The organism is Stieleria varia (assembly GCF_038443385.1).
Taxonomy (GTDB): domain Bacteria; phylum Planctomycetota; class Planctomycetia; order Pirellulales; family Pirellulaceae; genus Stieleria; species Stieleria varia.
Genome location: NZ_CP151726.1, coordinates 5,381,624 through 5,407,830, shown reverse-complemented (window position 1 = coordinate 5,407,830; position 26,207 = coordinate 5,381,624). Strand labels below are relative to the sequence as shown.

At 57.5% G+C, this 26,207-nt stretch carries 14 protein-coding genes; 4 read left to right on the top strand and 10 right to left on the bottom strand.

Annotation, left to right across the window (positions count from 1 at the left end):
* The first annotated feature begins 96 nt into the window (after positions 1-96).
* From Pla52nx_RS18300 to Pla52nx_RS18285, 4 genes are read left to right on the top strand one after another with little or no spacing between them, the layout of a single operon-like run.
* Positions 97-981, top strand: a complete 885-nt coding sequence (locus Pla52nx_RS18300) for an ABC transporter permease (RefSeq protein ID WP_146520235.1) — start codon at positions 97-99, stop codon at positions 979-981.
* 5 nt (positions 982-986) lie between these two features.
* Positions 987-1,727, top strand: coding sequence for a hypothetical protein (locus Pla52nx_RS18295; protein WP_146520234.1), 741 nt, complete (start codon positions 987-989; stop codon positions 1,725-1,727).
* Positions 1,727-2,812, top strand: coding sequence for an MlaD family protein (locus Pla52nx_RS18290; protein WP_146520233.1), 1,086 nt, complete (start codon positions 1,727-1,729; stop codon positions 2,810-2,812). Before Pla52nx_RS18295 ends, Pla52nx_RS18290 begins: the two co-directional genes overlap by 1 nt.
* Positions 2,809-4,002, top strand: a complete 1,194-nt coding sequence (locus tag Pla52nx_RS18285) for a hypothetical protein (protein ID WP_146520232.1) — start codon at positions 2,809-2,811, stop codon at positions 4,000-4,002. The genes Pla52nx_RS18290 and Pla52nx_RS18285 overlap by 4 nt, the downstream gene beginning before the upstream one ends.
* Before the next feature lie 154 nt (positions 4,003-4,156).
* Here the strand turns inward: Pla52nx_RS18285 and Pla52nx_RS18280 are convergent, their stop codons facing one another.
* The 10 genes from Pla52nx_RS18280 to Pla52nx_RS18235 all read right to left on the bottom strand — a co-directional run bounded on the left by Pla52nx_RS18280 (position 4,157) and on the right by Pla52nx_RS18235 (position 25,988).
* The gene (locus tag Pla52nx_RS18280) at positions 4,157-6,694 is read right to left on the bottom strand and encodes a serine/threonine protein kinase (RefSeq protein WP_146520231.1); all 2,538 of its coding nucleotides are present in this window, start codon (positions 6,692-6,694) and stop codon (positions 4,157-4,159) included.
* Positions 6,695-6,702: 8 nt separating this feature from the next.
* Positions 6,703-7,305, bottom strand: a complete 603-nt coding sequence (locus Pla52nx_RS18275) for a sigma-70 family RNA polymerase sigma factor (RefSeq protein WP_146520230.1) — start codon at positions 7,303-7,305, stop codon at positions 6,703-6,705.
* Between the two features lie 130 nt (positions 7,306-7,435).
* Entirely contained in the window at positions 7,436-9,700 is a 2,265-nt protein-coding gene (locus Pla52nx_RS18270; protein WP_342190197.1) for a hypothetical protein, read from the bottom strand.
* A gap of 2,519 nt (positions 9,701-12,219) precedes the next feature.
* Complete coding sequence (gene bshB1, locus Pla52nx_RS18265) at positions 12,220-12,951, bottom strand: bacillithiol biosynthesis deacetylase BshB1 (RefSeq protein ID WP_146517917.1); 732 nt, start codon at positions 12,949-12,951, stop codon at positions 12,220-12,222.
* 3 nt (positions 12,952-12,954) lie between these two features.
* A complete protein-coding gene (locus tag Pla52nx_RS18260; protein ID WP_231741592.1) occupies positions 12,955-14,094 on the bottom strand; it encodes a prenyltransferase/squalene oxidase repeat-containing protein in 1,140 nt (379 codons plus the stop codon).
* On the bottom strand, positions 14,091-20,138 hold the full coding sequence (locus Pla52nx_RS18255) for a hypothetical protein (protein ID WP_197454180.1): 6,048 nt from the start codon (positions 20,136-20,138) through the stop codon (positions 14,091-14,093). The genes Pla52nx_RS18260 and Pla52nx_RS18255 overlap by 4 nt, the downstream gene beginning before the upstream one ends.
* A gap of 3 nt (positions 20,139-20,141) precedes the next feature.
* Positions 20,142-22,526 carry a VWA domain-containing protein gene (locus Pla52nx_RS18250; protein ID WP_146517919.1) on the bottom strand — a complete coding sequence of 795 codons (2,385 nt, stop codon included), beginning with the start codon at positions 22,524-22,526 and terminating at the stop codon, positions 20,142-20,144.
* Entirely contained in the window at positions 22,523-24,913 is a 2,391-nt protein-coding gene (locus Pla52nx_RS18245; protein WP_146517920.1) for a BatA domain-containing protein, read from the bottom strand. Before Pla52nx_RS18245 ends, Pla52nx_RS18250 begins: the two co-directional genes overlap by 4 nt.
* Entirely contained in the window at positions 24,910-25,815 is a 906-nt protein-coding gene (locus Pla52nx_RS18240) for a DUF58 domain-containing protein (protein WP_146517921.1), read from the bottom strand. Before Pla52nx_RS18240 ends, Pla52nx_RS18245 begins: the two co-directional genes overlap by 4 nt.
* Positions 25,815-25,988, bottom strand: coding sequence for a hypothetical protein (locus Pla52nx_RS18235; RefSeq protein ID WP_197454181.1), 174 nt, complete (start codon positions 25,986-25,988; stop codon positions 25,815-25,817). The genes Pla52nx_RS18240 and Pla52nx_RS18235 overlap by 1 nt, the downstream gene beginning before the upstream one ends.
* Positions 25,989-26,207: the final 219 nt, after the last annotated feature.

Here is a 26,207-nt window from a genome sequence, read left to right as displayed (position 1 = left end):
GGCTTCGCAGGAACGTTAGCACCCGGTTCGGCCGATTGGATCAATGAGTACGGTTTTGCCCATTGATCCATTTCTCCATCGGTCTTCCATTCACACGTGCCTGCACCTCTCGCCCCATCGATCGCTCGATTGCGCAACATCGCCGGCAGCGGTATCGGTTGGTTTTGGCAGCTTTGTGAGTTCGTCGGAGAACTATTTGTCGATTTTCTGTTGCGGATGGCCGACATCGCCGCCGTGCTGTGGGCGACGCTAGCATTGGCGTCCCGGCCTCGCACTTGGACACCGCCTGTGCGAGCAGTCTTTTCCCGTCAAGTCCTGTTCACTGCGGTGGATGCGATCCCAGCCGCGATGCGATTCGGCGGGGCGGTAGGGCTGTTGTTGATCGTGCAAGCCGTCCTATGGGCGGACGCGGCTGGCATTTCGACGGACGAGATCGCCCCGATTCTGTGGCGAACGGTTGTCCGCGAGATCGCCCCGATGTTGGCATGTCTCGTCGTGATCGGGCGCAGTGGAATCGCAATCAGCACCGAACTGGCTGCAATGCGTGTGAGCGGTGAGTTCGAAGTCATCGATTCACAAGGGATCGATCCGATGACGTTTTTGATCATGCCGCGTGTGTTGGCAGTGATGTTGAGTGTGTTCTGCTTGGCGATGATCACGGCCGTCACGATGATGGTGACCGGTTACGCGATCGGGTCGATGATGGATGCGATCCGAACCTCGTGGAATGATTTCTACGGTCATATCGCCCGCAATTTTGAGCCGGAGGATCTGATCTTTTTTGTTTCTAAAACTCTGGTCGCGGGCGGATTCGCGGGTGTGATCTGTTGTCTAGAGGGCGTCAAGGCTCGGGGAAGAATCACCGACGTGCCACGCATCGCCAGCCGAGCCGGAATCCGTGCTTTGACAGCCGTGTTTGCAGTTTCGGCGGTCTTGTCGATTCTGTTCTACAACAAGTTCCTCGTGTTTCAATTCGGGTGAACGGCATGTCAGAGGCTAACAGTGAAACGATTGCAGAACCAGCAACGGCAACGTTGCAGTTTCGTGATGTGACCTTTTTCGGCAGCGGTGAAACGTCACTACGAATGCAGAACTTCTCCGCATCGATCGGATCAGGTGAACTGGTGGAGGTGAGTCTGGACCGAAACCATGACCCTCGCGATCTGGCATCGGCCATTTTGGGACTGGAGCCTTTGGATTCGGGAACCATCTTGTTCATGGGTGGTGACTGGCTTGGGAAAGACTACGATCGCCATTTCCGAATGCGTAGCCAGATTGGACGCGTGTTTGCTGGATCGGCATGGGTACAAAATCTGACAGTCCGCGACAACTTGGTTCTCTCTCAAGTCCATCACGGCGTGTTGGAGACAGACGTGGAATCCGAAATAGGCAAATGGATGCAACGTTTATCGGGCGACCAAGTCGATCTGGTGGGACGAGCCTTGTCGAATCGACCATCCATCGTGGAGCCGTCACTGCTGCAAATATGTCAACTGATCCGCGCCGTCAGTGGGCGTCCGCGTCTGTTGATCCTGGAGCGTCCCTTGCAGTTCGTCTTCGTGGCGAGGTTCAAAGATTTCGTCTCCGTGATCGATGAGCTACGGTCCAATGGAACCGCCGTTCTCTTCTTTGCCGGTGACCGCGACGATCATTCGCTGTCCTTTGCACAGCCAGTGACACACTGGCGGATCATCAACAATAGGCTGACGAGCGAGGGAGCGAACTGATGAATGAACCCATTCGTTTGCGATACGCCAATCACATCGTGGGCGTGTTCTTGATGGTCGTTTTCCTGATCGGCTGCGTCGTGTCGGTCCGGCTCTTCACGCGTTTGGCGGTCAAGAAAGATCGGTTCTACATCGAGCTGCCGGAGGAAACGGCCAGTCAACTCCGTACCGGCGCCGAAGTGATCATCTTGGGCGAAACGGTCGGCGAAGTGGAGTCGTTGCAGTACGTGGACGACACAGAGCTTGTCCGCGTTGAGCTTGGAATCGAGACCAAGCGGAGCGATCAGATCACAACGGATTCCGAAGTCGAGCTGGATCGAAAGTTTGGTGTCGGCGCGCCGGTGGTTCGGATCCGACGTAACCGTCTGCCGGGCAGCACGGAGCCGGCCAAGCAGATTCCGCCGGGATCGACCATTCATCGCTTTCGCGGTGATGACGATCGCATCGATAGCATGGCGATCTCTGTTGAAACCGCGGGCAGTTCCATTGATGTCACGGCGAAAAAGATCAACGAGTCCTTTGACAAAACCATCGATCCCGCGTTCAAAACCAGCGAGACGGCATTCGACTCCATCCTAGCGACCAGCGAAGCCATACGTCCGCAAGCCGTCGACGCGTTTGCGCAAGTGCAACAGTCAACCCAGATTTTGGAAGCCAAGGTGACGCAGCTGACCGAGCGAGTTGACAAGCTGGTGGACCAAGAAGTTCGGCAAACGATCGCCGAGATCAAACGCTCGGCACTGTCGGCCACGCAGGCTGCAGAAGGCGTCCAACAACTCGCTTCGGGAATCGATCAGAAAAGTGATCGTACGGCACAGGATGTCGCGCAAACGCTGGCGAAGTTGAGGGAAACCGCAGAAATGATCCAGCGATTGACCCAGGAGACACGTTCCGTTGTCCGTATCGTTCGCGGCGAAGCGGAGCAGTTGCCCGGAACCACCGAGCGAATCAACGATACCGTCAGCGACACTCAAGACTTGGTCGGCGACATCAACGATCACTGGTTGCTGCGACGTTCTCAAAACGACAAAAAGCCCACCCAGCAGCTCTCCCCCTCGGCGGTCCGAAGTGGAGGGGTGAGATGACAAGACTGGCGGCTCACAATCCGCGTGCACGACTCATTCCCCGTGGCCTGTTCATCGCGATCACTTTGCCGTGCGTCCTGCTGACAGCGGCAGGATGTGCGTCTGCGCCAAAACAGCTTGTCGGCAACGACAAATCTCTTTCTCGTGACGTCGAAGATGGACGCGGTGCGTATCAGGAAGGAAACCTGGTCGTTGCTGAGAAAAAGTATGACGAAGCGTTGCTGCGTGCCTGGGCCATCGATGACCCCTACGAATCAGGCACCGTCGCGTACAACTTGGCGGCAATCCTGGTCAGCCAACAGCGATATGCCGAAGCGTCCGAGTGGCTCGTCGATTCTCGCGTCGAACTGCGCCGTGCCAACGCGTCCACGGGCAACACGTGGCTGTTGTCGGCTGAGATCGCGATGGCTCAAAACTGCTTTGAAGACGCGGAAAGGTTCGTCAATTACGCCGCGATGACTTGCCCGCCGTGCCATGCCGTTGATACGTGTTGTTTGTGTGGTCCGTCCGCGGCCTGTGGCAACGATGTGCCCCAAGATTGCTGTGACGTGCGGCTGAGCTGCTTGGAAAAACACCATGCAGAGGACAAGGCAGAAGAAGACTGCCGACGCGGGTACGAAGCCCGGATTGAGTTGGCTCGCGCTCGGTTAGCTGCCAAACAGTTGGATTTGTGTGGAGCGAAACAGCATTTGGCTCGAGCGAGCGAGTTGACGAGCGAGTCCTGTGATTTTTCACTTCATGCGGATCGACACGATGTTGCCGCTGCGATCCATGATCTGGAAGCCGGTTTCATGCAAGCCGGCGCGCATCGCGACCGTGAAGTCCAGATGCTGCGATGCATCGGACACTATCGCGAAATCCCCAACGTGCTCGATGCAGCGGCAGAATCGTACGCCGCAACAGAACGAGTGGACTTGGCCGTCGACCGTCTGATTCGTTCGGCACGGATCCGATACGCTCGCGGCGAACTGGACGCAGCGTGGCAACGGATTCGCCAAGCCAGCGAATTCGCGTTGATGCAAGATACCCAGGACGTTGAAATTCGACTGCGTTTGACTGCCGTCAAAATCCGCGATGCGTTGGCAGCGAAGAACAAGTCCACGGAGGACCTTGCCAGTGAGTCGGATGATCGTTCGGACACGCTAGCGGAAGTCTTCGAGCTTGAGAACTCACTTGCACCGACATTGTGATCCTCGGTAGGTCATGCTCTGCATGACGAAATCCGGTATGACCACCTCAACGGCCGGCGGATTGGTTTCGGAGAATACACTTGGGGATTTCCGGCTTGGCTGAATTGTTTTGGAGGGATGGCGTCATGCAGAGCATGACCTACCGGAGCTACACCTAAACTTCGCTGCCGTGGATTCGCCACCAACCTGCTGCTTCGTGTACCGTCCAGGAATACTGCTGACGCAACTCGTCCAGGCGTGCGGCCAATTCGTCGATCGAGCTGAATCGATCGTCAACCGATTTCGCCATGCACTTGGCCACCATCTCGTTGATATCATCGGGCACCGATTCATCGCGATGCGTTGCGATGCTGATCGGTTGCTCCGTCAGCACCAGTGCGAACAAGGATTCGGGGTCACACTCGATGAACGGTGGTCGGCCGGAGAGCAAGTAATAGGCGATGCAACCGACGGAATAGATGTCACTTCTCGGGTCGATCTTGTTGGGCTCTCGATAGCGTTCTGGTGCCATGTACATCGGTGTCCCGGCCCAAATGGTCTCGGCGGTCTGGTACGACCCCGCGTCGGGTGTGAGTGGTTTGGCCAATCCAAAATCGAATACGACGGCCCAGTCACCGACGGATGGGTCAAACGACAGCATGACATTTTGCGGTTTGATGTCACGATGCACCAATTCCAACGCGTGAGCTTCACCTAGCGAATCACAGATCTGTCGCAAAATGAACAGAACACGTCCGAAATACTGATGTCCGCTGCGTGAAACCACATCGTACAGTGTGATTCCTGTGAGGAACTCCATCACACAGAACGCTTCGTCCTCGTCACTGCGTCCGTAATCGTAGATCGTCACGGTGTGCGGATTGCTCAACGAAGCAGCAAGTTTGGCTTCGCGATCGAACCTCAAACGATCGTCTCGATTTTGACGATCGCTCCTGAGGACTTTGAGCGCGGCATCGCGTCCGAGTTGTTTGTGTCGTGCCTTGTAGACAACTCCCATGCCACCGCTGCCTAACTCGGACAACAGCTCATAGCGATTCAGTGGATGTGTCGCTGCTTGCGCAAGCGCTGTGCGTTTGGCGATCTGGGTGGCAGCGATGAACGCTGTGACGGAGAGCAACGCGCCGAGCATCAGGAAACCGAATCGAACAATTCGAGCCGTCGAAAAGGCCGATTTCGCGCTGCGTTCGATCACCATTCCGATTTGCCACCGAGGTTGCCAACGCCACGCACCGACGACGGGGATTCCCGCGTAGTTGCGATACGGAGACAGTTGCAGGTTTTCTTGTCCCGACGAGGCACCCGCGGCGGCATAGGTCAATGCCTGCGCCATTCGATTGCCCTTGCTGCTACCACGGGTCAACTCAACCCCGGGATCACTGACCCGCAATTGCGCGGCGATTTCACTTTCCTTTGCTGCCAAGACACCTTGCGCAGCCAGCACGCTGGCTTGTGGGCTGTTGGTGATCATCGTTCCGTCCCTGCTGACCGCATAAACATCCAGCCCGCCGGCCTCCGCCGCCTGTCGAAACAGTCGGTCAAAATCGGCAAACATGCCAAATCCACGCACCAGCATCACGGCGACGACTTCGTTGTCGTCATCGCGAACGGGAACAATTTCCGCCATCACCGGAACGCTGGTTTCGGGAACAAATCCGTTGCTTTCGTCTCGCAAAATCTCAGGGCCGAACAGGACGGTCTCACCCCGCATCGCGCGATTCAGGTTCGCCGCGCCACTGGGTGCGATCGAACCACCGACGTCCGCTCGATCGGGCAACCAACTCGCCAGTATCTTTCCCGCGGGGGCCCAGACCACAAACTTGACATTCTCCCGTCCGGAAAGCTCCTGCAGTTGGTGCAAGATCAGATCGTTTTGCTCTGCCGTCTTTAGTTTGGCATTCGCGTCGGGTTGTTTCGCAATTTCCAGCAGTTCCATCACACTTTGGCGAATGACCGGTTGCCTCGCCCATGACTCTGTCAACTTCGCTTTGTCGCTGAGGAACTGATCGACGGAGATGGACACGCTGTTGGCAACGCCATTGAGTTCATTGCCGATCGCATTCTGCAAACTCTCGTTGACTTGGTGATACGTCCACCATCCGACCAACGCGGTCGGCAGCAAGGCGGCGAACCACAGCCAGCCGGAATTGAACCGTCGATGGCGACGCGCCCTGTGTTGCCAGAACTCCTTCTCCTTCGATTTCTTGGCCGTTGAGGGTGCATCAAAGTCTCGTGGCGAAGCGTGCGTTCGCTGTGAACCGTGCTGGGTGATTTGTGCGCCCGAGGCCGGCTTGGCGGCCGACGACTTTGAATCTTCATTGGCGCGACGACGTGCTGCGGCGTGTTTGCTGTCGGGGTGGGAGCGGAAAGTCGCTGAGTCCCCCTGCTTTGTTCCGCTGTTCACAGTGGCCGAGGTCGCTTCACTGCCGTCGCTCAACGCGGCGACTTCGTCAGATAAAACGAACCCGTTGGCCGCGACCGCAGGGTCGTTGGCCGGTGGTAGCAGAGACTTTGCCGATTCACCCTCCATCCGCGCCAGCTCGGCGTCGTGTTCCGACAAAAGTGAACGAACTTCGTCGATCAACTCCTGGTCATCGCCCGCCTGAGATTTCAGGTAATCAAGCTGCTCGCTCGGTGGCAGTTCCTCCACCGCTAGAAACAGCTCGCGAACGCGTGCGTAACGATCTGCATCCATCAAATGACTCAAACCGATGGCGACTCGGAACCGGAATCCGCATCTTGTTCGTCGAGATCGTCTTTGCGCAGCTCCCGTCGCATCCAAGCACGTGCCATCGCCCACTCTTTCTCGATCGTTCGCAGTCCCAGATTCATCTCGGCGGCAATTTCACGCATCGTCATGCCCCCAAAGAATCGCAGCTCGACGATTTTCGCTTGACGCGGATTGAGGTGGACGAGTTGTTTCAACAAATCATCCAGGGCGACGACATCCGCATCGTGGCTCAGCTCGAACGTGACTTCGTCGGTCAACTGACGTCGTTCCCAGCCTCCGCCTCGTTTCAGCGAATGGACCTTGCGGGCGTGATCGACCAAAATGCGCCGCATGACGGTGGCGCCGATCGCAAAGAAGTGCGTTTTGCCCTGCCAGTTGATCTGTGACTGATCCACCATCCGCATGTAGGCTTGATGGACCAGCGACGAGGAGCTCAGGCGATGGCGCAGCGGTTCGTTCTGTAAAAAACGACCCGCGAGACGACGTAGGTCGTCGTACATGGCGGAAAACAGTTGGTCGGTCTCGCCCTCTTTTCCGTCGCGACTTCGACACAGTAATTCAGTGATTGAACTCATCGTTCCAAATACCCGAAACGGCAGGCAGTATGTAGATTGACTCTTTGTCAAAACCGCCAAGCTGAATGCGTCATGATACCGTATTCGGTCCGCACCTGTGTGCCCCAAAATCCCCCCAAATGCCCGGTTGTCACCAAAGGAATGTCGTCCTGCCCCTAAAATACAGCTCTTTTGATTGACGAGCAGAACAAAGTTGCCCCTTTGCGTCATCGTTTGGGGGTGGCAAAACGCCCGCAGGAGCACGCTTTCGACTTGGAACGTCGAGCGATTGTCGTTTAACGCCAAGCCGCAGGCGACAACGTCCCCACCATCCGCCCAACCATACCCAACACGCCACCTCGTCCAAGACTCCCACCGGGTCCGTGCTCAGCTCGCTGTGGAGATCTCTGCGGGTGACGCTGTAATCCAGGCTGCCGATTGCGAATCCACGGCTGCGGGTTTGTGCGCTGCTCGCGAACACTTCGTGCGTTACCCGGTTGCTGCGCATCGCGTAGCCGGTGAACACCGAACGCCCGTCGCCGAAATCGTACACACCATGCACGTCGTCGGAAGCGAAAACGTAGTCGTAGACGATCGAACGTCCACCACCGACAGACACGGCGTTTCGGCCGCCGTTGGAGTAGTACGCATAGTTGGTCACTCGGTGATTGCCTTCGCCCAGGACCGTCGCCTGAACAAAACCGGGCGAAGCGTACGCGAAGTGCGAGACACGAGCGTCACCACCAGCGCCGAACACTCCCACCGAAACGTCGGTCGAGTAGAACACGTAGCTGCTGAAACGATCGGTCCCCTCGCCGAGGTCAAAACCAAACACACTACTATCAGACTCTCGCACGTGGTTGTACACCGCGTCGTCGCCGGAACCCATGTCCACGAAGGACGCGATCCCGGGTGACTGGATGACGTAGGACATGAACGTATCGGCACCTCCGCCCAGATCGACGTCGATGGCTGCATCGGAGGCGTTGGTACTGTGAAGCGAGACGGTTTCGTCACCCTCGCCACCAACGATCTGCAAGCTGGAATCCGCAGCCCGGTTGTAGACGACAATGTGATCGTCTCCGGTTCCCCCATCGACGATCAACGTCGCCCCGGGACCGTCAACGAACACGGTGATTCGATCGTTGCCACCGTTGCCGTGAATACGAAGTGATTCGCCCGCGGCGATATGTTGTGTGATGTTGTCGCTCCCCTCGGTGCCTTCGACGGTCGTGATGCCATCGTTGACGTCAACCTTGATGATCAGCGTCTCAAAAGCGATTTGAATCACACCGTCGGCGACATCGGAGATGGCAACAGGAACAACATTCGGGTCCGGCAACTGCATCCCATCACCATGCAAAGCGACGAAGTCGGCCAAAGACAAAACACCGACGTCGGCATGATAGATGGCCGCACCGCCACCGAAACTCCCACTCGTGACACCGGAGAGCGACACCACGGCGTAGCCGGAGTCGCTAACATCAACGACGGAGCCCCGCACACGAGAACCATCGGACCACGTGAGCAAATTGTGTTCGTAGTCGGCATCGACGAGGGTCCAGACGGTGGCCTGCAGTCCTCCATCAAAGGTAGCCGGGTCAAAAAATGCAATATTTCCGCCGATAAAATTAACGTTCGGCGATATCGCAATGGCCTGGCTCGTATCACCATTCGGAGTCGGCAAGGCATGAAAGCCCGTAGAATCCCAATAGGCTGCACCAACGCTGCCCACGACAATCGAAGAAGCATCACCAACAGAAGTGTCTCCATTCGCTGATACATCTACCACGCTAGAGCCGCCACCTCCGTCGAACAGCACCACCAGTCCACCAGTTGGAGTCCAGACAATCCCATCCTGGATGCCGCCCTGGTCGCCAACAACTCCACCTGACCAGGCAGAAATCGCGACACTCGTAGCTGGATTCCCAGGCACGAAACCAATGCCGGTTGGAGAGTCTGGCGCGGAACTTAGCCACGTGGTTCCTTCGCCAACACTTATCGAACCAGGCGATTTTGAAACGCCGGCAATGCGAACTCCATCCGAGGAGATTCCTTCGACTTGTGTGCCTGGCCCCAAGCCAATCAACTCATCCACCTGAAACGTCTCCAGGTCCACCGACGTCACGAGTGTGGCAATGGGCGAATCGGTTTGTTGATTCATCGAGCCGACCAAGTACGTGGTGTCCGTGTTGGTGTCGAACCCTTGATCGACCGCGAGGAAATGATCGGGCAGCGAGTAGAAGGCAACCGTCATCATACGACGGTCTTCGAATCGTTCCATGCCGAGCCGGGACGAGCGCACTCGCCCACGTCCTTTTCGATCGGCACCGGTCTTCCGTCGTACAACGTTCGCGATTTGTTTGCAGAGTTGTGAAGTGTTCATGATGATCAGCGATGACTTACGGCGTGTCATATCACAGGCTCGATTCGTTGGATGTTGTTGATTCTCATTCCCCCTCACCCCCAAATCCTGGCTCGCTGAGCGTCGCCAGGATTTGGGAGGGGGGGAGCCAAGTTTTGTTTTTCTGGCGTGCACCACCATCAGGCCCACCCATCCAAACGGGAACCCAGCCCGGGCGACACGAAAGCCTCAGCGGCTTCATTTGGGGCTACAGGGTTACCTGTCGATTTCTGTCAAAGAATTTCGGAAATGCGGAAAACATTACCCTACGCGGACAGTTGACGACCCTCGAATCACGCTTGATCCCGGCAGGGATCGCAAGGGAGGGGGCCGCTTTGCGCAAGTAAACGTTTGGGATTGGTAATACGTTTGACGGGGCACGCTATCGACTTGGAAAGTCGAGCGACAATTGTCGTTCGACTTTCCAAGTCGAAAACGAACGCTACCGTACGGCCGAGCACGAACCATACGCCCTCTAGATCCGTTTGACCCGAAGGCGAAGGCGAAGGCAGATGCGGCGTTTGACTCTGCGGTGCAATCCGGTCGGTTGCGGCGATGACGCCTGCGGCTAGTCGTTAAACGCGCACCGTCACCTCCCCCAAGGAACTTGGGGGAGGTCGAGCAGAGCCGTCCAGGCGATCGCGAGGGAGGGGGCCGCTTTGCGCAAGTAAACGTTTGGGATTGGTAAAACGTTTGACGGGGCACGCTATCGATTTGGAAAATCGAGCGACAATTGTCGTTCGACTTTCCAAGTCGAAAACGAACACCACCGTACGGCCGAGCACGAACCATACGCCCTCTAGATCCGTTTGACCCGAAGGCGAAGGCAGATACGGCGATTGACTCTGCGGTGCAATCCGGTCGGCTGCGGCGATGACGCCTGCGGCTAGTCGTTAAACGCGCACTGTCACCTCTCCCAAGGAACTTGGGAGAGGTCGAGCGGAGCCGTCCAGGCGAATGCGAGGGAGGGGGCCGGTCTGCGCAAGTGAACGTTTGGGATTGGTAAAACGTTTGACGGGGCACGCTATCGATTTGGAAAGTCGAGCGACAATTGTCGTTCGACTTTCCAAGTCGAAAACGAACGCTACCGTACGGCCGAGCACGAACCATACGCCCTCTAGATCCGTTTGACCCGAAGGCGAAGGCGAAGGCAGATGCGGCGATTGACTCTGCGGTGCAATCCGGTCGGTTGCGGCGATGACGCCTGCGGCTAGTCGTTAAACGCGCACTGTCACCTCCCCCAAGGAACTTGGGGGAGGTCGAGCAAAGCCATTTAGGCGAATGCGAGGGAGGGGGCCGCTTTGCGCAAGTAAACGTTTTGGATTGGTAATACGTTTGACGGGGCACGCTATCGACTTGGAAAGTCGAGCGACGATTGTCGTTCGACTTTCCAAGTCGAAAACGAACGCTACCGTACGGCCGAGCACGAACCATACGCCCTCTAGATCCGTTTGACCGGTAGCCGAAGGCGAAGGCAGATGCGGCGTTTGCCTCTGCGGTGCAATCCGGTCGGTTGCGGCGATGACGCCTGCGGCTAGTCGTTAAACGCGCACTGTCACCTCCCCCAAGGAACTTGGGGGAGGTCGAGCGGAGCCGTTTAGGCGAATGCGAGGGAGGGGGCCGTCTGCGCAAGTAAACGTTTGGGATTGGTAAAACGTTTGACGGGGCACGCTATCGATTTGGAAAATCGAGCGACAATTGTCGTTCGACTTTCCAAGTCGAAAACGAACGCTACCGTACGGCCGAGCACGAACCATACGTCCTCTAGATCCGTTTGACCCGTAGCCGAAGGCGAAGGCAGATGCGGCGTTTGCCACTTTGGTGCAATCCGGTCGGTTGCGGCGATGACGCCTGCGGCTAGTCGTTAAACGCGCACTGTCACCTCCCCCAAGGAACTTGGGGGAGGTCGAGCGGAGCCGTCCAGGCGAATGCGAGGGAGGGGGCCGGTCTGCGCAAGTGAACGTTTGGGATTGGTAAAACGTTTGACGGGGCACGCTATCGATTTGGAAAGTCGAGCGACAATTGTCGTTCGACTTTCCAAGTCGAAAACGAACGCTACCGTACGGCCGAGCACGAACCATACGCCCTTTAGATCCGTTTGACCCGTAGCTGAAGGCGAAGGCAGATGCGGCGATTGACTCTGCGGTGCAATCCGGTCGGTTGCGGCGATGACGCCTGCGGCTAGTCGTTAAACGCACACTGTCACCTCCCCCAAGGAACTTGGGGGAGGTCGAGCGGAGCCGTCCAGGCGAATGCGAGGGAGGGGGCCGCTTTGCGCAAGTAAACGTTTGGGATTGGTAAAACGTTTGACGGGGCACGCTATTGATTTGGAAAGTCGAGCGACAATTGTCGTTCGACTTTCCAAGTCGAAAACGAACACCACCATACGCATCCACCGGCGGTGTTCGCTACGCTCGAGCGCCGGCTACCATCTGGAACCATTTCCTGGTCCATCGTCAGCCATTCCTAAGGCATGAGGCAGACAAGAGTTTCCCTGTAGTGGACGCGTTGCAGCTCGCATTTTGCTTTGTTCAGAACACGTCTCGTAGACTGGTCAGCGCGAGTGGTTCTTTACAGGCAAAGGGTTCGCCGTATTGTCGGTCGATCAGCCGGCCCCAGTACGCGGCGTCCGCTTCGACGCGGTCCAAGAACGTCACCGGCTCGGTCGGACGTCCGGTGATGAACTGACTTTCATATGCCGCAACACTGGCCCGCTTTTTTTCCCACTGCTGACTGATGTCGACGATCCAATTGGGTTGAACAGCCAATCGCAGGTGGACACAGTAGTAATAAAACAAACGTTCGGGATGAAACCGCTCGCCCGGCATGTCGGTCTTGCTGAGCTTGGACCAAAACCGAGCGGCTTCGATCAGATCCGTGGCGACGATGTGGTCCGGATGGGCATCGTGCCAGTAGGGGGCAAAGATCCAGCGTGGACGCAACATCCGAAAGTAGCTGGCGACCAGGGCACGTGACTGCAGTGTGTGCTGCAATTCACGATTGGGCAGCCCCGCGTTGCCCCGCCAAGTCACCCCGAGGATCTCGGTGGCGGCTAGCGTTTCGGCGCGGCGGATTTCTTCGCTACCGTGCGGCGTCGGCTCTCCGGTGGTCAAATCCAAAATTCCCACCCGCCAGCCTTGCTGGATCATCCTCGCGATCGTGCCGCCCATTCCCAGTTCGGCGTCGTCCGGATGGGGTGCCACCACCAAAAAGTCCAAAGGCTCGATCTCGCCAATGTCCCGGGGCTCAGCAGTGTGAATCATTTGTCAGCGTTGATAAATCGGCAGGTAGTGATATCGAACGCTCAGACTAAGCACTGCGAGGGTGGTCGCATAGACGTAGCCGAAATTGGATTCTTCACGGTTGGGCGACAGCCACGAACCGTTGGCGCGTTGCGACCGCATCAACAAATCGGCCGTGTTGCGTTCTGCCTCCTCAGCGTACTTGCCGCCCGCTTGGTGCATTCCCTGTGCGTAGTAATAGAGCCCGTAGGAAAAGTACCTCTCGTTCTGCTTGGGCGGATTGTCCAGCAACCACTCTGCGGCACCTTTGACCTCGTCGGCTTCATACTGACCACAGACTTGCATCGCCAACAGACCGGCGGCGGTCATGGCAAAGGTCGGTTGTTGCTGTCCGGGCATGTAGCTGAATCCGCCGACATCGTCACCGACGTTCTCGCGTCGCCGTCGACCCGTACTGTACGAATTGCGGAGGTACTGCAGGGCCATGTCGATCGCGGTGGTCGGAATCGCCATGCCGTCGTTCTTGGCGGAACGCAACGCCATCACTTGCCAAACGCTGACCGAAAGGTCCGCATCGGTGCTGGTCGGATGGTACCGCCAACCACCCTTCATCTGCGGCTCCTTGCGCACTTTCTGAGATTCAATGATCAGCTTCAACGCCTTCTCCAGCCGTTCGTGAATCAAGGCGTTTTGCTCGGAGGTCGCACCCATCCCGAGCATCTCGGTCAGCATCAATGTGACGATCCCGTGACCGTACATTCGAGAGCTGTCGTTCTGGCCGAAGTAACCGTCCTTGGTCTGGTGCGGCTCCAGCAACACATAGTCCAACGCCCGTTGCATTGCTCGGCCGTTTTCCGTGCCGACGTCGGGTTCGATCCCGATGGATGCCATCGCCATGATGGACAACGAAGTCATCGCGATGACGTTGCCTTGATCGGCGATGGAGCCATTCTTTTGCTGTGACGCAAAGAGAAAACTGACCGCTTTGCGGACGGCTTTATCGATCTCATCATCGACGTACAGTGACTCAAAATCGTCGATTCCACGGGCCGGCCGAGGCAAACCGAGCGACACGCCCGATGCGCACGCGACCGCGAACAGGTTGGACAAAAAACGACGACGAGATCCAATCGTCGCGGCAGAGTGGCGAAAACGTTGTGTCACTGAGCATTCTCCGCTGCACGTTTCTCGGCGGCTCGGCGAGCGATCGCTTTGAAATACGCTTGGACTTCTTTTCGATACTGGGGCGCGACCTGCGCCGCACGTCCTTGACTGGCATCCTCCGATCGCTGTGAACGTAAGTCACCCCAGTCGCCGTCCATCAACTCCGTACGCGCGGTGTTGACGGTACCGTCGTTGGCGGCACCTTCCCCAGCACCCGGTGTCGTGCCGTTGGCCGACGAGCCATCAGACTGGGCCATCATCTCGCTGCTGCTATCGGAACCGGATTGGTGACCGGAGGCCTCGCCGGTGGCTTGCTGCATTTGCTGCAAACGCTCGCGAGCAGCTTGCTGCATCTGGTCGTTCATTTTCTGGGCCAGCGTGGGCGAAACGTCCATCGCGGTTTGCCCTTGGCCTGACTGAGACTGACCAGATTGGCTTTGACCTTGCGATGCTTGTCCCTGTTGTGGCTGGCCCTGTTGTGGCTGGCCCTGCGCCTGCTGGCCTTGACCATCTTGCGGCTGTCCGTCTTGAGGTTGGCCCTCTTGCTGGGAGCTCGGGTCTCCCGCGGCAGCTTGCTGCCGTGCTTGCGCCGACATGGCCTGATCCAACTCATCAAGTGTCTGAGCCATCTCCCGTGCACGTTGATCGCTCTGCGACTCACCATCGGCAGGCGAAGCACTCTCGCCGCTGGGTTGCCCACTGGATGGGCTTTCACCAGATGGGCTTTCACCAGATGGCGATGAATCATTCGGCTGGGCTGGCTGTTGACCTGTTGGCTCGCCAGCAGGTTTTCCAGATTGCTGACTGGATTGCTCGCCAGATGGTTGCTCGCCAGATTGCTGGCTCGATTGCTGGCTCGATTGTTCTCCAGACGGTTCGCCTTGCTGCTGGCCAGACTGCTGCTGTGAAACGTTTTCCCCGGCTGCCTGCTGGGCTTGCGATGCTTGCTCCAGCATCTCGCCCAGCTTCTGTGCTTGCTCGGCGATCTTTTCTTGCGCCTGAGCGACGGCTTTGCTGGCTTCGGGCGATTGCCCGGCGTCATCGGCAGCGGACTCCAGTTTCTCGCCCGCGTTCTCCGCCGGCTCGACGGCGGACTCGTTCACCGCCTGGGCAGCCTGGTTCAACATCTCAGCAGCAGATTCATTCCCCAATCGCTCTTCGTGACGTGCGGCTCGTTCCAAATCCTCTTGCGCCGCAGCGATGTCTTCCGTGATCTGCTGTTGATTCCTCTGCAACGATTCGGACTCACGCTCGGGAGTCTGCAACTGATCTGCGATCTGACTGGACTTGGCGATCTCGGCCAGTTCCTCGGTCAGTTCCTTCAGTTGCTCGGTAGCGTTCTGTGATGTCCGTTCAGCCAACTCGGCCGCCGGATTGGGTTTGTCCAATTCATTGACTCGGTTTTTCTCCAGGTCCTTGCTACGTTGATTCGCATCCGCGATACGCTCCTTGGCCAACTGCTGCGTCTGCTTTGCGGCTTCCGCGGTCCGCTCCTGCTCCGCGATCTCCTTTTCAATACGGGCTTGCTGATCCTTCAGCGATTGATTCTCGGGGTCCTTCTTCGCGGCATCATTGGTGCGTTTTTGATCGCCCTCGAGTTGTCGTTTACGTGAATCGGCAGCGCGTTCTCGGGACTTCGCTTGGTTCTCGATGTTGTTCCAAGTTTGCCTCTGGCGATTGAGTGACTGTGATTGACGGTTTCGCAAATTGTTTGCGTTCCGCTTCAACGAATCCTCCGCTTGGTTTCGCTTCTTGTCGTCGCCGTGAATGTTCTCATCTTGCTTTTGTTCTGATTGCTTCGCGGCATCTTCGGTCGCTCGTGCGGCTTGCTGAATCGCGGCTTGCATCTCTGCTGCGGCATCTTGCATTTCCGCCAGGGTGCTTTGGTCGTTGACCTGTTGCTTTGCCTGGACGGCCTGATCGAGAGCCTCTCGCGCTTGTTGGACTTTCTTGCTCGCGTCCGGCGTATTCGCCCAGTCCGCGGCTTGCTGCGCCGTTTCCAGCAACTCGTTCTTCACACTTTGGGTGCGGATGTCGAGTTCTTCCAGCATGCCTTTGATTTGATTCTTTTGCTCCTGAAAAACGGGGTCTGCAGTTTCCAGTCGTTCGCTGATTCTCTGTTCATCTCTCGCAGCCTGCTCCAACTGTCGTTGCGCAGCCTCCGCTGTGTCCTTGGCGATCTCAGAAAGCTCCGCCTGCATCTTTGGGTTTCTGCTCAGTTCATCCAGCAGTTGATCCATCAGCGATTGCGGCGACTGCTGAGCCGCGTCGGCCAGTCGTTCGGCTTGCTCGTAACGTTCCTCCAACTCTTGGGCGACTCTCAATTCCTCTTCAGCAGCACGCAATTGCTCGCGAGACTCCTGCAGATCCTCGCCCGCGTCGGCCTTCTCAAAGTGCTCGGCCGTTTGCTCAAGACTCTCGGCCAACTTTTCCAGTTTTTGTTCCGTTTGCTCAAAGGCGTCGTTACGTTGGTCGGCCGCATTGAGCGATGTTGTTTCATCCAACGCTTCTCTGGCTTCACTCAACGCATCTTCGATCATTGCCGCCGCAGCGTCGGCATCACGTGCCAGTTCTCGCTGTTCTTGGTCGGTGATGTCCGCGTTGTTGGCTTGATCCATCAACGTCTTGAGAGCCTGCTCAGCGGCCTCCAACGCATCGGTTTGTTTCTCGGCCAACTTCTCCGTGGTCTCCGCGTTGGCGTTCTCCCGCTCGTCGGTTTCCTTCTTTGCCTCGCGTGCTTTCTCGGCAGCCTTCTTGGCCTGTTCGACCAGCGTCGGAACGTATCGACTCAAGGTCTCTCGGGCCGATTCGACCATCGGTTGTGAACGCATCAGGGCGTCTTGCAAATCATTGATCATGCGATCCAGGGGAGCATCAGCCGCGATGAATTCTTCACGACTCCATCGGCGACGTTCAATGCGATCCCTCGACGCGTTATGGTCGTCGTTCCAGCGTATTTGGTCGATTTTACCGACAATCTCATTGTCCAGACCATCGCTTTGCAGGGCGCGCATCGCCCATTCCACTCCGTTGCTCAGTCGCATGAACCAAGCCGGATGCTTGATCTTCATATCAGCCGACTGTTTGAAGGCGTGTTCGCCAGCGGACAGAGTTCTCAGCTCACTGAGGTACATGGCCAAATCCTGCGAGGCTTCGATCACCCGCATTGCTTTGCGAACATTCCCAAAGACCTCTTCGGCCGGCTCGTCCTTGAAGGGCACGAAACCAGAGGATGTCGTGTTGGTCACCGCCGCCGACATCAGGTTCAAATCAGCAGCATAGCGCAAGTCAACGATCGGTCGTTTACGGTGAACGGTCTGTTCTCGCTCAAGTTTCTGCAGCAAACCAGTTCGTGTCAGCGAGTAAGCTTGCCCCATCCACTCTGACGTGCGAGTCGCCTCGATGACTTTGTCGGCATCGTCCTCTTTGGTAGCCGCCTCGTCCGCTGCATTCTTTTCTGCACCATAGTCACGTAGGTTGCGAACCCAATCACCGTTAAATCCCGCTTCGCGCCGCAGATCCTTGTACGCATCTCGCAGGGTATCCCAAATGCGGCCGTCAATGCCATCGTGGCGTTTGGACTGAAGCTGTTCGTCCAACGCACGTACGACGGCCAAGTAGTTCTCGCGACCGGGATTGTCTTCGATCGTCTTCTGCAATTGGATGGCCCATCGTTCCGACCAACGCAACCATTGCTCTCCGCGGAGATGATCGGCGGTGCTTTGCAGCAATTGCTCGCTGTGTCGCTGCACCAACCGATCCAGCTCGCCAAGCCGTCCAACGATCACGTTGAGGTATCGACCAATGCGGTCATTGGGGATCGGCGAATCCTCTTGCAACAACGGTTTCAAACTGGAGGCCAACGCCTGAGTATCGACGTACATCGCGGCACTCAATTCCAGCGACAGATTGCCACGCACCAGACGCTCCAGACGCTCCGATTGATATCGACCATGCCGAGCTTGCTCCATGATCTGGTTCATTCGACGCTTGCGTTCTTTCTGCCACTGCGGTTGATCATTGTCGAACGTAGGTCTCGACAGTCCCACCACGCGTGTCATTCGCTGTTGCAAATCCGAAATCGCGCGAGCGGTTGTCTCGATCGTGTTGGCGTCGGCGACATTCTCCGCGTCACTGATCGCAGCGGCGAACATCGTGTTCAACGCGTCGCCGGATTCCTGCAGTGCGGGCCAAGCATCAACGATGGATCCCAGTTCGCTGCTGTCGTCTTTTTCCGCGGCAACCCTCAGCTTCTCTGACAACGCAAACACGGCGTCGGTCCATGCCAACACCTGTGCCGTCTGCTCACGCAACGCTTCCAATCGGTTGTGTCGTTCCGCGTCAAAACCGTCGTCGGCCACCAGGATCTCGATCGTCAGCGATTCACTACGATGCATCTTGCGGTCCACCGCGACCAGTTTGACCTGAACGATGTCGCCGCTCTTGAGCTTGGGTGTTTCCTCTCCGCTGGCCAATCGATCCATCAGGTCCCATTTCCAGGAAAGCTCGTGCGAGCGTGCCGGGGCGTCGATGGTCAGCGGAAACTCTTGCGGCTTTTCACCGTTGATCGAAAACGATTGCAACACTTGATCCATGGGCAAGTCGTCTTTTGCCGAGGCCGACAGCGAGACCACCTGCAACGGAGAGACCAACGACGCAGTGGGAACTCGATCGCCCCACCGGACCATTGGGACAGCGTCGACCACCGGAGTGATCGTGTGCAACGGACTAAACGGGTTGTTCAGTCCCGATTGAACGCTGACCGCGTCGATGCTGTACTGTGCCGACGTCTTGATCGGTATCGTGGCAGAAAACTTCGTTTGTTCGTCGTCAACTGCGGTCAACGTGACTTCGGCGCTGTTGCTCCCAAAGCGAATCGCGGTGTCTTGCACCGGTTGGTCAAACGTCAAGACCATCTCGGCGACCGTTCCCTGCAGGGCTTGCAAATCGCCATGTTCCTCCACTTCCACACGATTCTCCAGCTCAGCATACTCGGGGAATCGATAGGTCTTTTCAAACTGAATGACGCGGGGTCGAGGCAACGGGGTGAGCGTGTGCCACAGCGTGATCGCGTCCCCGGACAAGATTTGATAATGAACGGGTGAGGAGCCGACAGACAGATTGGCGGCAAACACCTCCGACTGCATCGCTTGGTCCAGCTCATCGGACAACTGGGCAGCGGTCGGCGGTAGATCTTCCTTGCCGGATTTTACCGTTGAATCCTTCGCGGACTTGGGTTGGTTGCCTGGCCAGCCACCGATCCGAGGCAGCATGACCGTTTCGCTTTCTCCGCCCTCGGCGGTTCGGAATCGCAAGATCACTTCGTCGGATGCGTCGCCGGAGACTTGGGCGATGATCGCGACCGCATCACGTTCGGCCACGTAACGCGTCGGTGGTGCCGGCTCCAGAATCTCGATCTTCGTTTTCGACGCACGTTCGATCGGGATGCCGGGAAAGATCGCTCGCGCAAATCGTCGACCGAACTGCATCGACGGAATGAACATCAACGCGATGCAGAACAGAACCAGCGTGGTGCCGCTGAGCAGCCAACGTCGGATCAATCCCAACGGTAACAAACGGACGATGTCGACGGACTTCAGTTGACGAGCCACGCGTCCTTGCAAACGCTGGCGGAAGACTTCCGATCCGTTGATGGCTGCCGGGTCTGCTAATTCGACGGCCGACAGCAGGTCGTCGCCCAACTGCGGCGCGGTGGCTTCCATCTGACGTGCGAGCTGTTTGGGATCGTGGCGAAACAGTTCACGGCCTCCGCACCACCACATCATGCCCGCAGTCAACGCGTACGCCAACACGCTCAGCGACCAACGAACGGCGTCGGGCAAGATCCATAGATAGTCGATGACAGCCAAGACCATCATGGCCGTGACAAAGACCAACGCGCCGATCCCAAAGATCTTGAGCATCAGCAATAGACGTCGTCGTCGCTCGAATTTTTCCATCGACTGTGTGGTCGCTTGAGCCAAATTGGCTCCGGAGCTCCAAAGTCTTGGGTCCGCCGACGGATCAGGATTCACTGTGGCCATGTCTTAAACCAACCCCGCTCGTTTACGTAACCACCATTCGATCGCCAACAACGCGATGACGGCGCTGAACCAATAATAGGACTGCCAAAGAACGGTGTCGGATTCGATCACCGTTCCGCTGGAAAGTGGTCGCAAGGCGTCGACCAGTCGATCCGATTGCGATTCGTGGACATACAGGCCGTTGCCCGCGATCGCGATTTGACGCAACGCGTTTTGGTCCAAGCTGACCTGTTGCATCTCAACTTTGTTCGCACGTCGAACCCACACGCGTGTGGTCGCTTGCAACGCCGATTCGTCGAACCCGCTCGCGCGAACACGGATCGTGTACTCGCCGGGTTGCAAGTCCGGCGCGACTCCAAGGTACGTTCCTCGTGTCGGATCTTCCACCGACAGCGGCACCGAACCGACGATCTTGTCGTCCGCGATCAACAATGCGTCCACTGTCGAATCAGCGACCGGGTTTCCGCGTGGATCACGCAAGCGAACGCGGATGGTGGGACGCTGGCCGGGCTCGTACTCGACTTTGTCCGTTCCCACCGAGGCGAATTGATCGCTGGCCGAGTATGGCGGCGGCATCGATGCGATCAACAACTGATTCCAGAATCGCGAGTGGAATTGGTCAGCGATTTTGTATCGCCAACGCCATGTTTGATCGGTCGCAAAGTAAAATACGCGACCGGAGCCGTACATTCGCGTCGCCAGCCACGGCGATGCCTTGCCGCCCGGGCCGGGAATCTCCGCCCAAGCTTCCGCGCCTGGCTGCAATTCGACTCTCGCGGTGCTACGCGGCGCGGGCAGCTTTTTCCAGAAATCCGCCAACCTCTGTTGGTCGCCGATCAAGTTCATGATCGGATGCTCCAGACCCAACGGCGTGATCTGAATCGGCCCGGCGGCGCTGCGATGCTCCCCGGGCAAGTACTTCACTGGAAACAGTTCGCCTAAATCAGATTGCGCCGCTTGACGCAAACGACCGTGACGTCCATCGATCAAGATCAACCCGCCACCGCGGGCAACAAATTGTGCGACTCGATTGACGTCGCTGGCGGTGAATTGATCAGAATCAATTTCACCCATGATCACGGCGTCGTACTGGGACATCGCAACATCCGTGCTGGGAAACTGACCCAGTCGCTCGCCTCGCGGCAGACGTGGCAACATCGTTCCTTCGCCGAACAAAATCGTGTCAACTTCCCATGCCGGATCGCGGCTGAACAAGTTCCTCAGGTAACGCGTTTCCCAGCGACTGGAGCTGTCCAGAATCATGATGCGGCGTTGACGAGTGGACGCAGATACCCTGAACGGCATCGAGTTATTGTCGGTCGAGTCGTCGTCGCCGGGTGCATCAACCGATGCGGCCAAGTCCAAGATCACACTGTTGCGTTGGATTCCACGCGGCGTCTCGCCGTTAAGTGACTCAACAATCTGCTTGACGTCAAAATCGAACGGGATCGTGTGCCGATTGCTTTCACCCAGCGGCATCGTTTGCTGCCAAACGGTCTTGCCTCCTGATTCGATCCGAACTGTTACGGGCTGATCGGTCGGACCGATTCGGCGAACGACCAGTTCACCGGCAAGTCGACCTTCCGCTGCGACGCTTTCTGGACGAATCACATCGACGAGGCTCACATCGGGCGGTTCATCGGGCGAGCCCATGCCGATCGCGTGGACCGTCGTTCCGGTCAAGCCGACTTGGCGGGCCAAGTCCACCGCCGAGGCACCGGCGTTGACGCGGCCATCGCTCATCAGGACGATCGCCGCGTTTTGCAACGAGTCGCCCTCGTAACTTTCGGCCGCGGATTCCGACTGATCATTCGGCCCGCGGTCCTGCTCACTGTTCATGTTCAGCGACTCGGTCGTCGATGCCAGCACCGCTTGCAAATTCGTTGCCGGGCCATCGGCATTCAGGTCAAACGCATTGGGAATCGGTTGTCCGTCACGCGACGACCACAGCAGTACCGGGTCGGCTTCGTCAAACGCTACCACGTCGACATCGTGCGTCTCACGCAGCGATTCCAACCAACCCACCCGACTTTCATCACCGATCAAGAAACGTGTGGCACGCTGCAATCGCGTGGACGGTGAATCGTCATCGTCCGTGTCTGATTTCGACATGCTCTCGGACTTGTCGAGCGCAAACACCACACGCCCCAGCGTCCCGACGACTTCACGCCGATGCCAGACCGGCCCCGCCAAAATGAAGATCACCAGGGCAACAGCGGTCGCACGCAGCGCGGGCAACAAAAACGCATACGGAAATCCAAGGGTCCGGGTTTCGCGACCGTACAGGTACAAAACCCCCAACACCGCAATCAACGCCACAATTGCGACCAGCCAAGGGGCGAAGTCGCCTGCGAAACGGACCGATCCCAACAAGGTTGCCAACGTCATGACCGGGCTCCTTGCAATCCAGAACGCCGAACCATGTTCTGTTGCAGCCATACTTCGGCCACCAACGCGACCAACAATGCAACCAACAGCCAACGCCAGATCTCGCGACCAAACCGCCGCACTCGCTCGTCGGCGCGGAAATCGCCGATCTCAGTGAACACGCTGGCACTCATGTTCTGGGCAACATTCTCCAGCCGACTGGATTCGACGTCTTCCAAACGCGATTCCGACGCCGCCACTTCCACCACCCGCAACGTCGATGTCACCGTGGGTTCAGCGTCGCTCGTTCTTGCTTTGGTCGATACACAGCGAATTCGGTACGCCCCCGGCTGATGCGTGGCCGTCCAAACGAGCTTGCCGGCTTCGTCATCCTTGTCCGCCCCGTCTGTGCCAATGATCGGGTTGATCGAATGATCTCCGCCGGGCGTCTCGATCGTGTAGCTACGTCGAACAAGTTCGTCACTCTTATCGCCGTTGGGAGAATCACTGTCTTCAGACTCTCCGACGTCTGTCACACTGATCAATGCGGCAACGGGTATGACCACGGGATCACCGACCTGCAAGGTTGCCGCATCGTTCTTGCCGGCAAGATCCAAGACCATTTGTTGCATCATCGGCAAGTAAACCAATCGCAAAGGGAAATTTGTCCAAGCGTCATTGGCGGAAATCGCAAATTGAATGATGTTACCGTCTCCCTGCCCTCGTGACACAACAATCGGATCCCCGTTGACGGCCGACAGGAGCACGACCGACTGTTCTGACTCCATCGGTTTTTCTTCACTGGATTCCCCGTCTCCGGTTGCGTCCGCAGTCGCCGCAACGTCGCTGATCGGCTCGGACGTCACCGGAGCAACCGACATGACTTGTAACTTGCGGTACGCCATCACGTCGATGTCACCGAGCGGCTGTTGCTGGTTTTCCGTCAGCAATCGCCACGGTGTGTACTGGTCGCTCGGGTCGGCGAGTTTGACGGGCAAGGCATCGGAGTCGGAGGGGTTGCCAACGACTTCGGCCAACTGTGAGGGAAAACGGATCTCGCCATCCTCGGCCTTCCAGGCTTCGTTGTAAGTCTCTGGTTTGACGGCGTCTCCATCGAACACCATCAACGATCCACCCAGGAGCACAAACTTGGCAACCTCCGCTTTTTGATCATCGTTCAGCTTGCCAACATTCGCCAACACCAGGACCTGCGGACGAGTCTCTTGAAGCGTCTTGATGAGCTTGCTCTCAGAGATCACTTCGGCTCGCACCGGATCAGGCTGGTCGTCGCCGCCAAACGCAAACGGACTGAGCGCCATCGACAAATAATCCACGTGACCGGCCAACGGTTCCTTGCTCGGTTTACCATCGACCAAGACGACGGAGACTTCTTTCAACACGTCAACGGCGACCGAGCGTCGGTTGTCATCCGAAAGTGCATCGCCATGCTCCACCGCCACGGTGACTTGGTGAACACCCGGCTCATCGATCACCCGCGAAAGTCGGACCGTGGTGCTGGCGCGTTCGTCCAGTGAGATCACGCGTGGCTGCAACGGTTGTCCATCGATCGACCAGATCAATCTCAGATCGGTCGCTTTCAAATCGCTGGCATTGCGGACACGCGCAGAGAATCGTGCCGTGCGTCCAGCGACCACGGCGGGTGAATCGATTGAGATTTCGTCGACCGAGACGTTTCGCATTTCCCCCGCATCGCCGCCGACATTCAAAAAGCTGAACACCGGCTTGGCCGCCACATCCAACTCGGACGCCGCATAACGTCGCGCGGTATCCAAGGTCGCCGAACCGACCGAGTTAGCCTGGAAATCCGACACAATCAAAACGCGTCGATTCGCATGCGTGGCGTCTTTGGCCGCGTCTGCAGAAGCGTCAATCAGCTTGCCCAGTTCCACCGGCCCACTGACCGCTTGGATCCCCGCCACGCGTTTGATCGCGTCGGCAACGCCCATGCGACTGGCCGGTGCCCCGATTCGACTGGAGCGTACCAGGATGATTTCATCACGTCGCGACATCTCACCCAACAAGACGCGAATCTGCTGCTTGGCCGATTCGATCGGCGATCGCCCGCTGTCGTTGGCCGCGGCCATGGACCGACTGTCATCGATCACCAGGATCAGCGATGTCGGAGCATCGCCCTGCAAAGCTTGGAATCCCGTGATCACCGGCCGCGCCAAACAAGCCGCCAACAGGATCGGAATCAAGCATCTCAGCAACAACAGCAACAGGTTGGTGATTTGCATCCGCCGGCGATTGACGCGGATCACGCTGGCCAACAAATGCATCGCCCCCCAATCCACGGTCGTGAATCGGCTGCGGTGCATCAAGTGAATCACCAGCGGAATCGTGAACGCCATCGCGCCGCCCAGCAACGCCCAGTTCAAAAAGCTCATCGAATCCGCCTCCTCGCCGCAACGTACTCGTGCAGTGCGTCGACGAATGATCGGTCGGTCGTCAATCGGATCAAGTCCACGCGATTGCGTCGGCAAGCGTCTTGTAAGGCAGCATCGTGCTCGGCCAGGCGTTCCAAGTAAACATCACGCAACGATTTTGCATCGACCGTGTGCTCATGCTGAGTGTTCTCAAGGTCACGAAATTGAACACGGCCGGCAAATGGAAAATCTGTTTCGTCGGGGTCCATCAACTGAAAAAAGATGACTTCGTGTTTGGCCGCGCGAAACTGTGCCAGCGAACGCGAGATCGATTCGATGTCGCCCATCGCATCGGAAAGGATCACGACCAGCCCACGACGCCCGAGTTTCGGTGTGATCTTTCGAAACACCCCGCCGAGATCCGTTTCACGGCGCGACTCGTGCTCGGCCAAGACCCGCAGGATGGCTTGCAAGTGAGACGGGCGACTGCGGATCGGTATCTGCTCGCGTGGCTGATCGTCAAACGCGATCAAGCCCACTGAGTCCTGTTGGCTGAGCATCAGGTAGGCAAACGAAGCTGCCATCCGGACCGCATAGTCGTACTTTGTCATCCCGTCGATCGCACGAGCGCTGCCGTACGCCATCGATCCGCTTCGATCCACTAACAAAGTGCAGCGAACGTTGGTCTCTTCTTCGTACTGGCGAATGTACAGCCGGTCGCTCTTGGCAAAGACTTTCCAGTCGATGTTCTTCAGCTCGTCGCCTTGGACGTACTGACGGTGCTCCTTGAACTCGACGCTAAAACCTTTTTGCGGCGAACGGTGACGCCCCGAGCAATATCCCTCGACGACTTCCCTCGCCAAATATTGCAACTTGGCGATCCGCGATAGATCTTTGGGTTTGATGAGGTCCAGGATTCGCATCAGGGGTCGATCATTCGAAATTCGAGATTCGCGGTGCCGAGCGGCGTGAAGGCGGGAAACGTGAGGTGGGTGATTTGGTGGGCGGGTTCAAACAAGACAACATCACTGGCGTCATCATTAGTGGCGTCATTATCACTGGCGTAATGGATTTCGCCAGAAATCCCTTTTTCCATGTAACTCAGGCAAATCCCACTACCTTGAAATCCAGTTCGGACAGACGCATCTGCCCTCCAAGGTCTTGGGCACAGTATAACCTGTTTCCCAGTTCAACGGTCGAGAATCCCCCGCTGGAATCGCCCACGGAACTCGTACTCCGCTGGAGAACCCGCGTCCCAGTCCCCCGCCATCAGCACATCCAACACGGAAAGAACGATCAGATGATGCCACCGTCA

Excerpts from the sequence above, each read along its gene's own strand:
- Pla52nx_RS18295 (WP_146520234.1), top strand. The coding sequence starts at position 987 with ATGTCAGAGGCTAACAGTGAAACGATTGCAGAACCAGCAACGGCAACG.
- Pla52nx_RS18290 (WP_146520233.1), top strand. The coding sequence starts at position 1,727 with ATGAATGAACCCATTCGTTTGCGATACGCCAATCACATCGTGGGCGTG.
- Pla52nx_RS18285 (WP_146520232.1), top strand. The coding sequence starts at position 2,809 with ATGACAAGACTGGCGGCTCACAATCCGCGTGCACGACTCATTCCCCGT.
- Pla52nx_RS18280 (WP_146520231.1), bottom strand. The coding sequence starts at position 6,694 with ATGGATGCAGATCGTTACGCACGCGTTCGCGAGCTGTTTCTAGCGGTG.
- Pla52nx_RS18275 (WP_146520230.1), bottom strand. The coding sequence starts at position 7,305 with ATGAGTTCAATCACTGAATTACTGTGTCGAAGTCGCGACGGAAAAGAG.
- Pla52nx_RS18270 (WP_342190197.1), bottom strand. The coding sequence starts at position 9,700 with ATGACACGCCGTAAGTCATCGCTGATCATCATGAACACTTCACAACTC.
- bshB1 (WP_146517917.1), bottom strand. The coding sequence starts at position 12,951 with ATGATTCACACTGCTGAGCCCCGGGACATTGGCGAGATCGAGCCTTTG.
- Pla52nx_RS18255 (WP_197454180.1), bottom strand. The coding sequence starts at position 20,138 with ATGGCCACAGTGAATCCTGATCCGTCGGCGGACCCAAGACTTTGGAGC.
- Pla52nx_RS18250 (WP_146517919.1), bottom strand. The coding sequence starts at position 22,526 with ATGACGTTGGCAACCTTGTTGGGATCGGTCCGTTTCGCAGGCGACTTC.
- Pla52nx_RS18245 (WP_146517920.1), bottom strand. The coding sequence starts at position 24,913 with ATGAGCTTTTTGAACTGGGCGTTGCTGGGCGGCGCGATGGCGTTCACG.
- Pla52nx_RS18240 (WP_146517921.1), bottom strand. The coding sequence starts at position 25,815 with ATGCGAATCCTGGACCTCATCAAACCCAAAGATCTATCGCGGATCGCC.
- Pla52nx_RS18235 (WP_197454181.1), bottom strand. The coding sequence starts at position 25,988 with ATGGAAAAAGGGATTTCTGGCGAAATCCATTACGCCAGTGATAATGAC.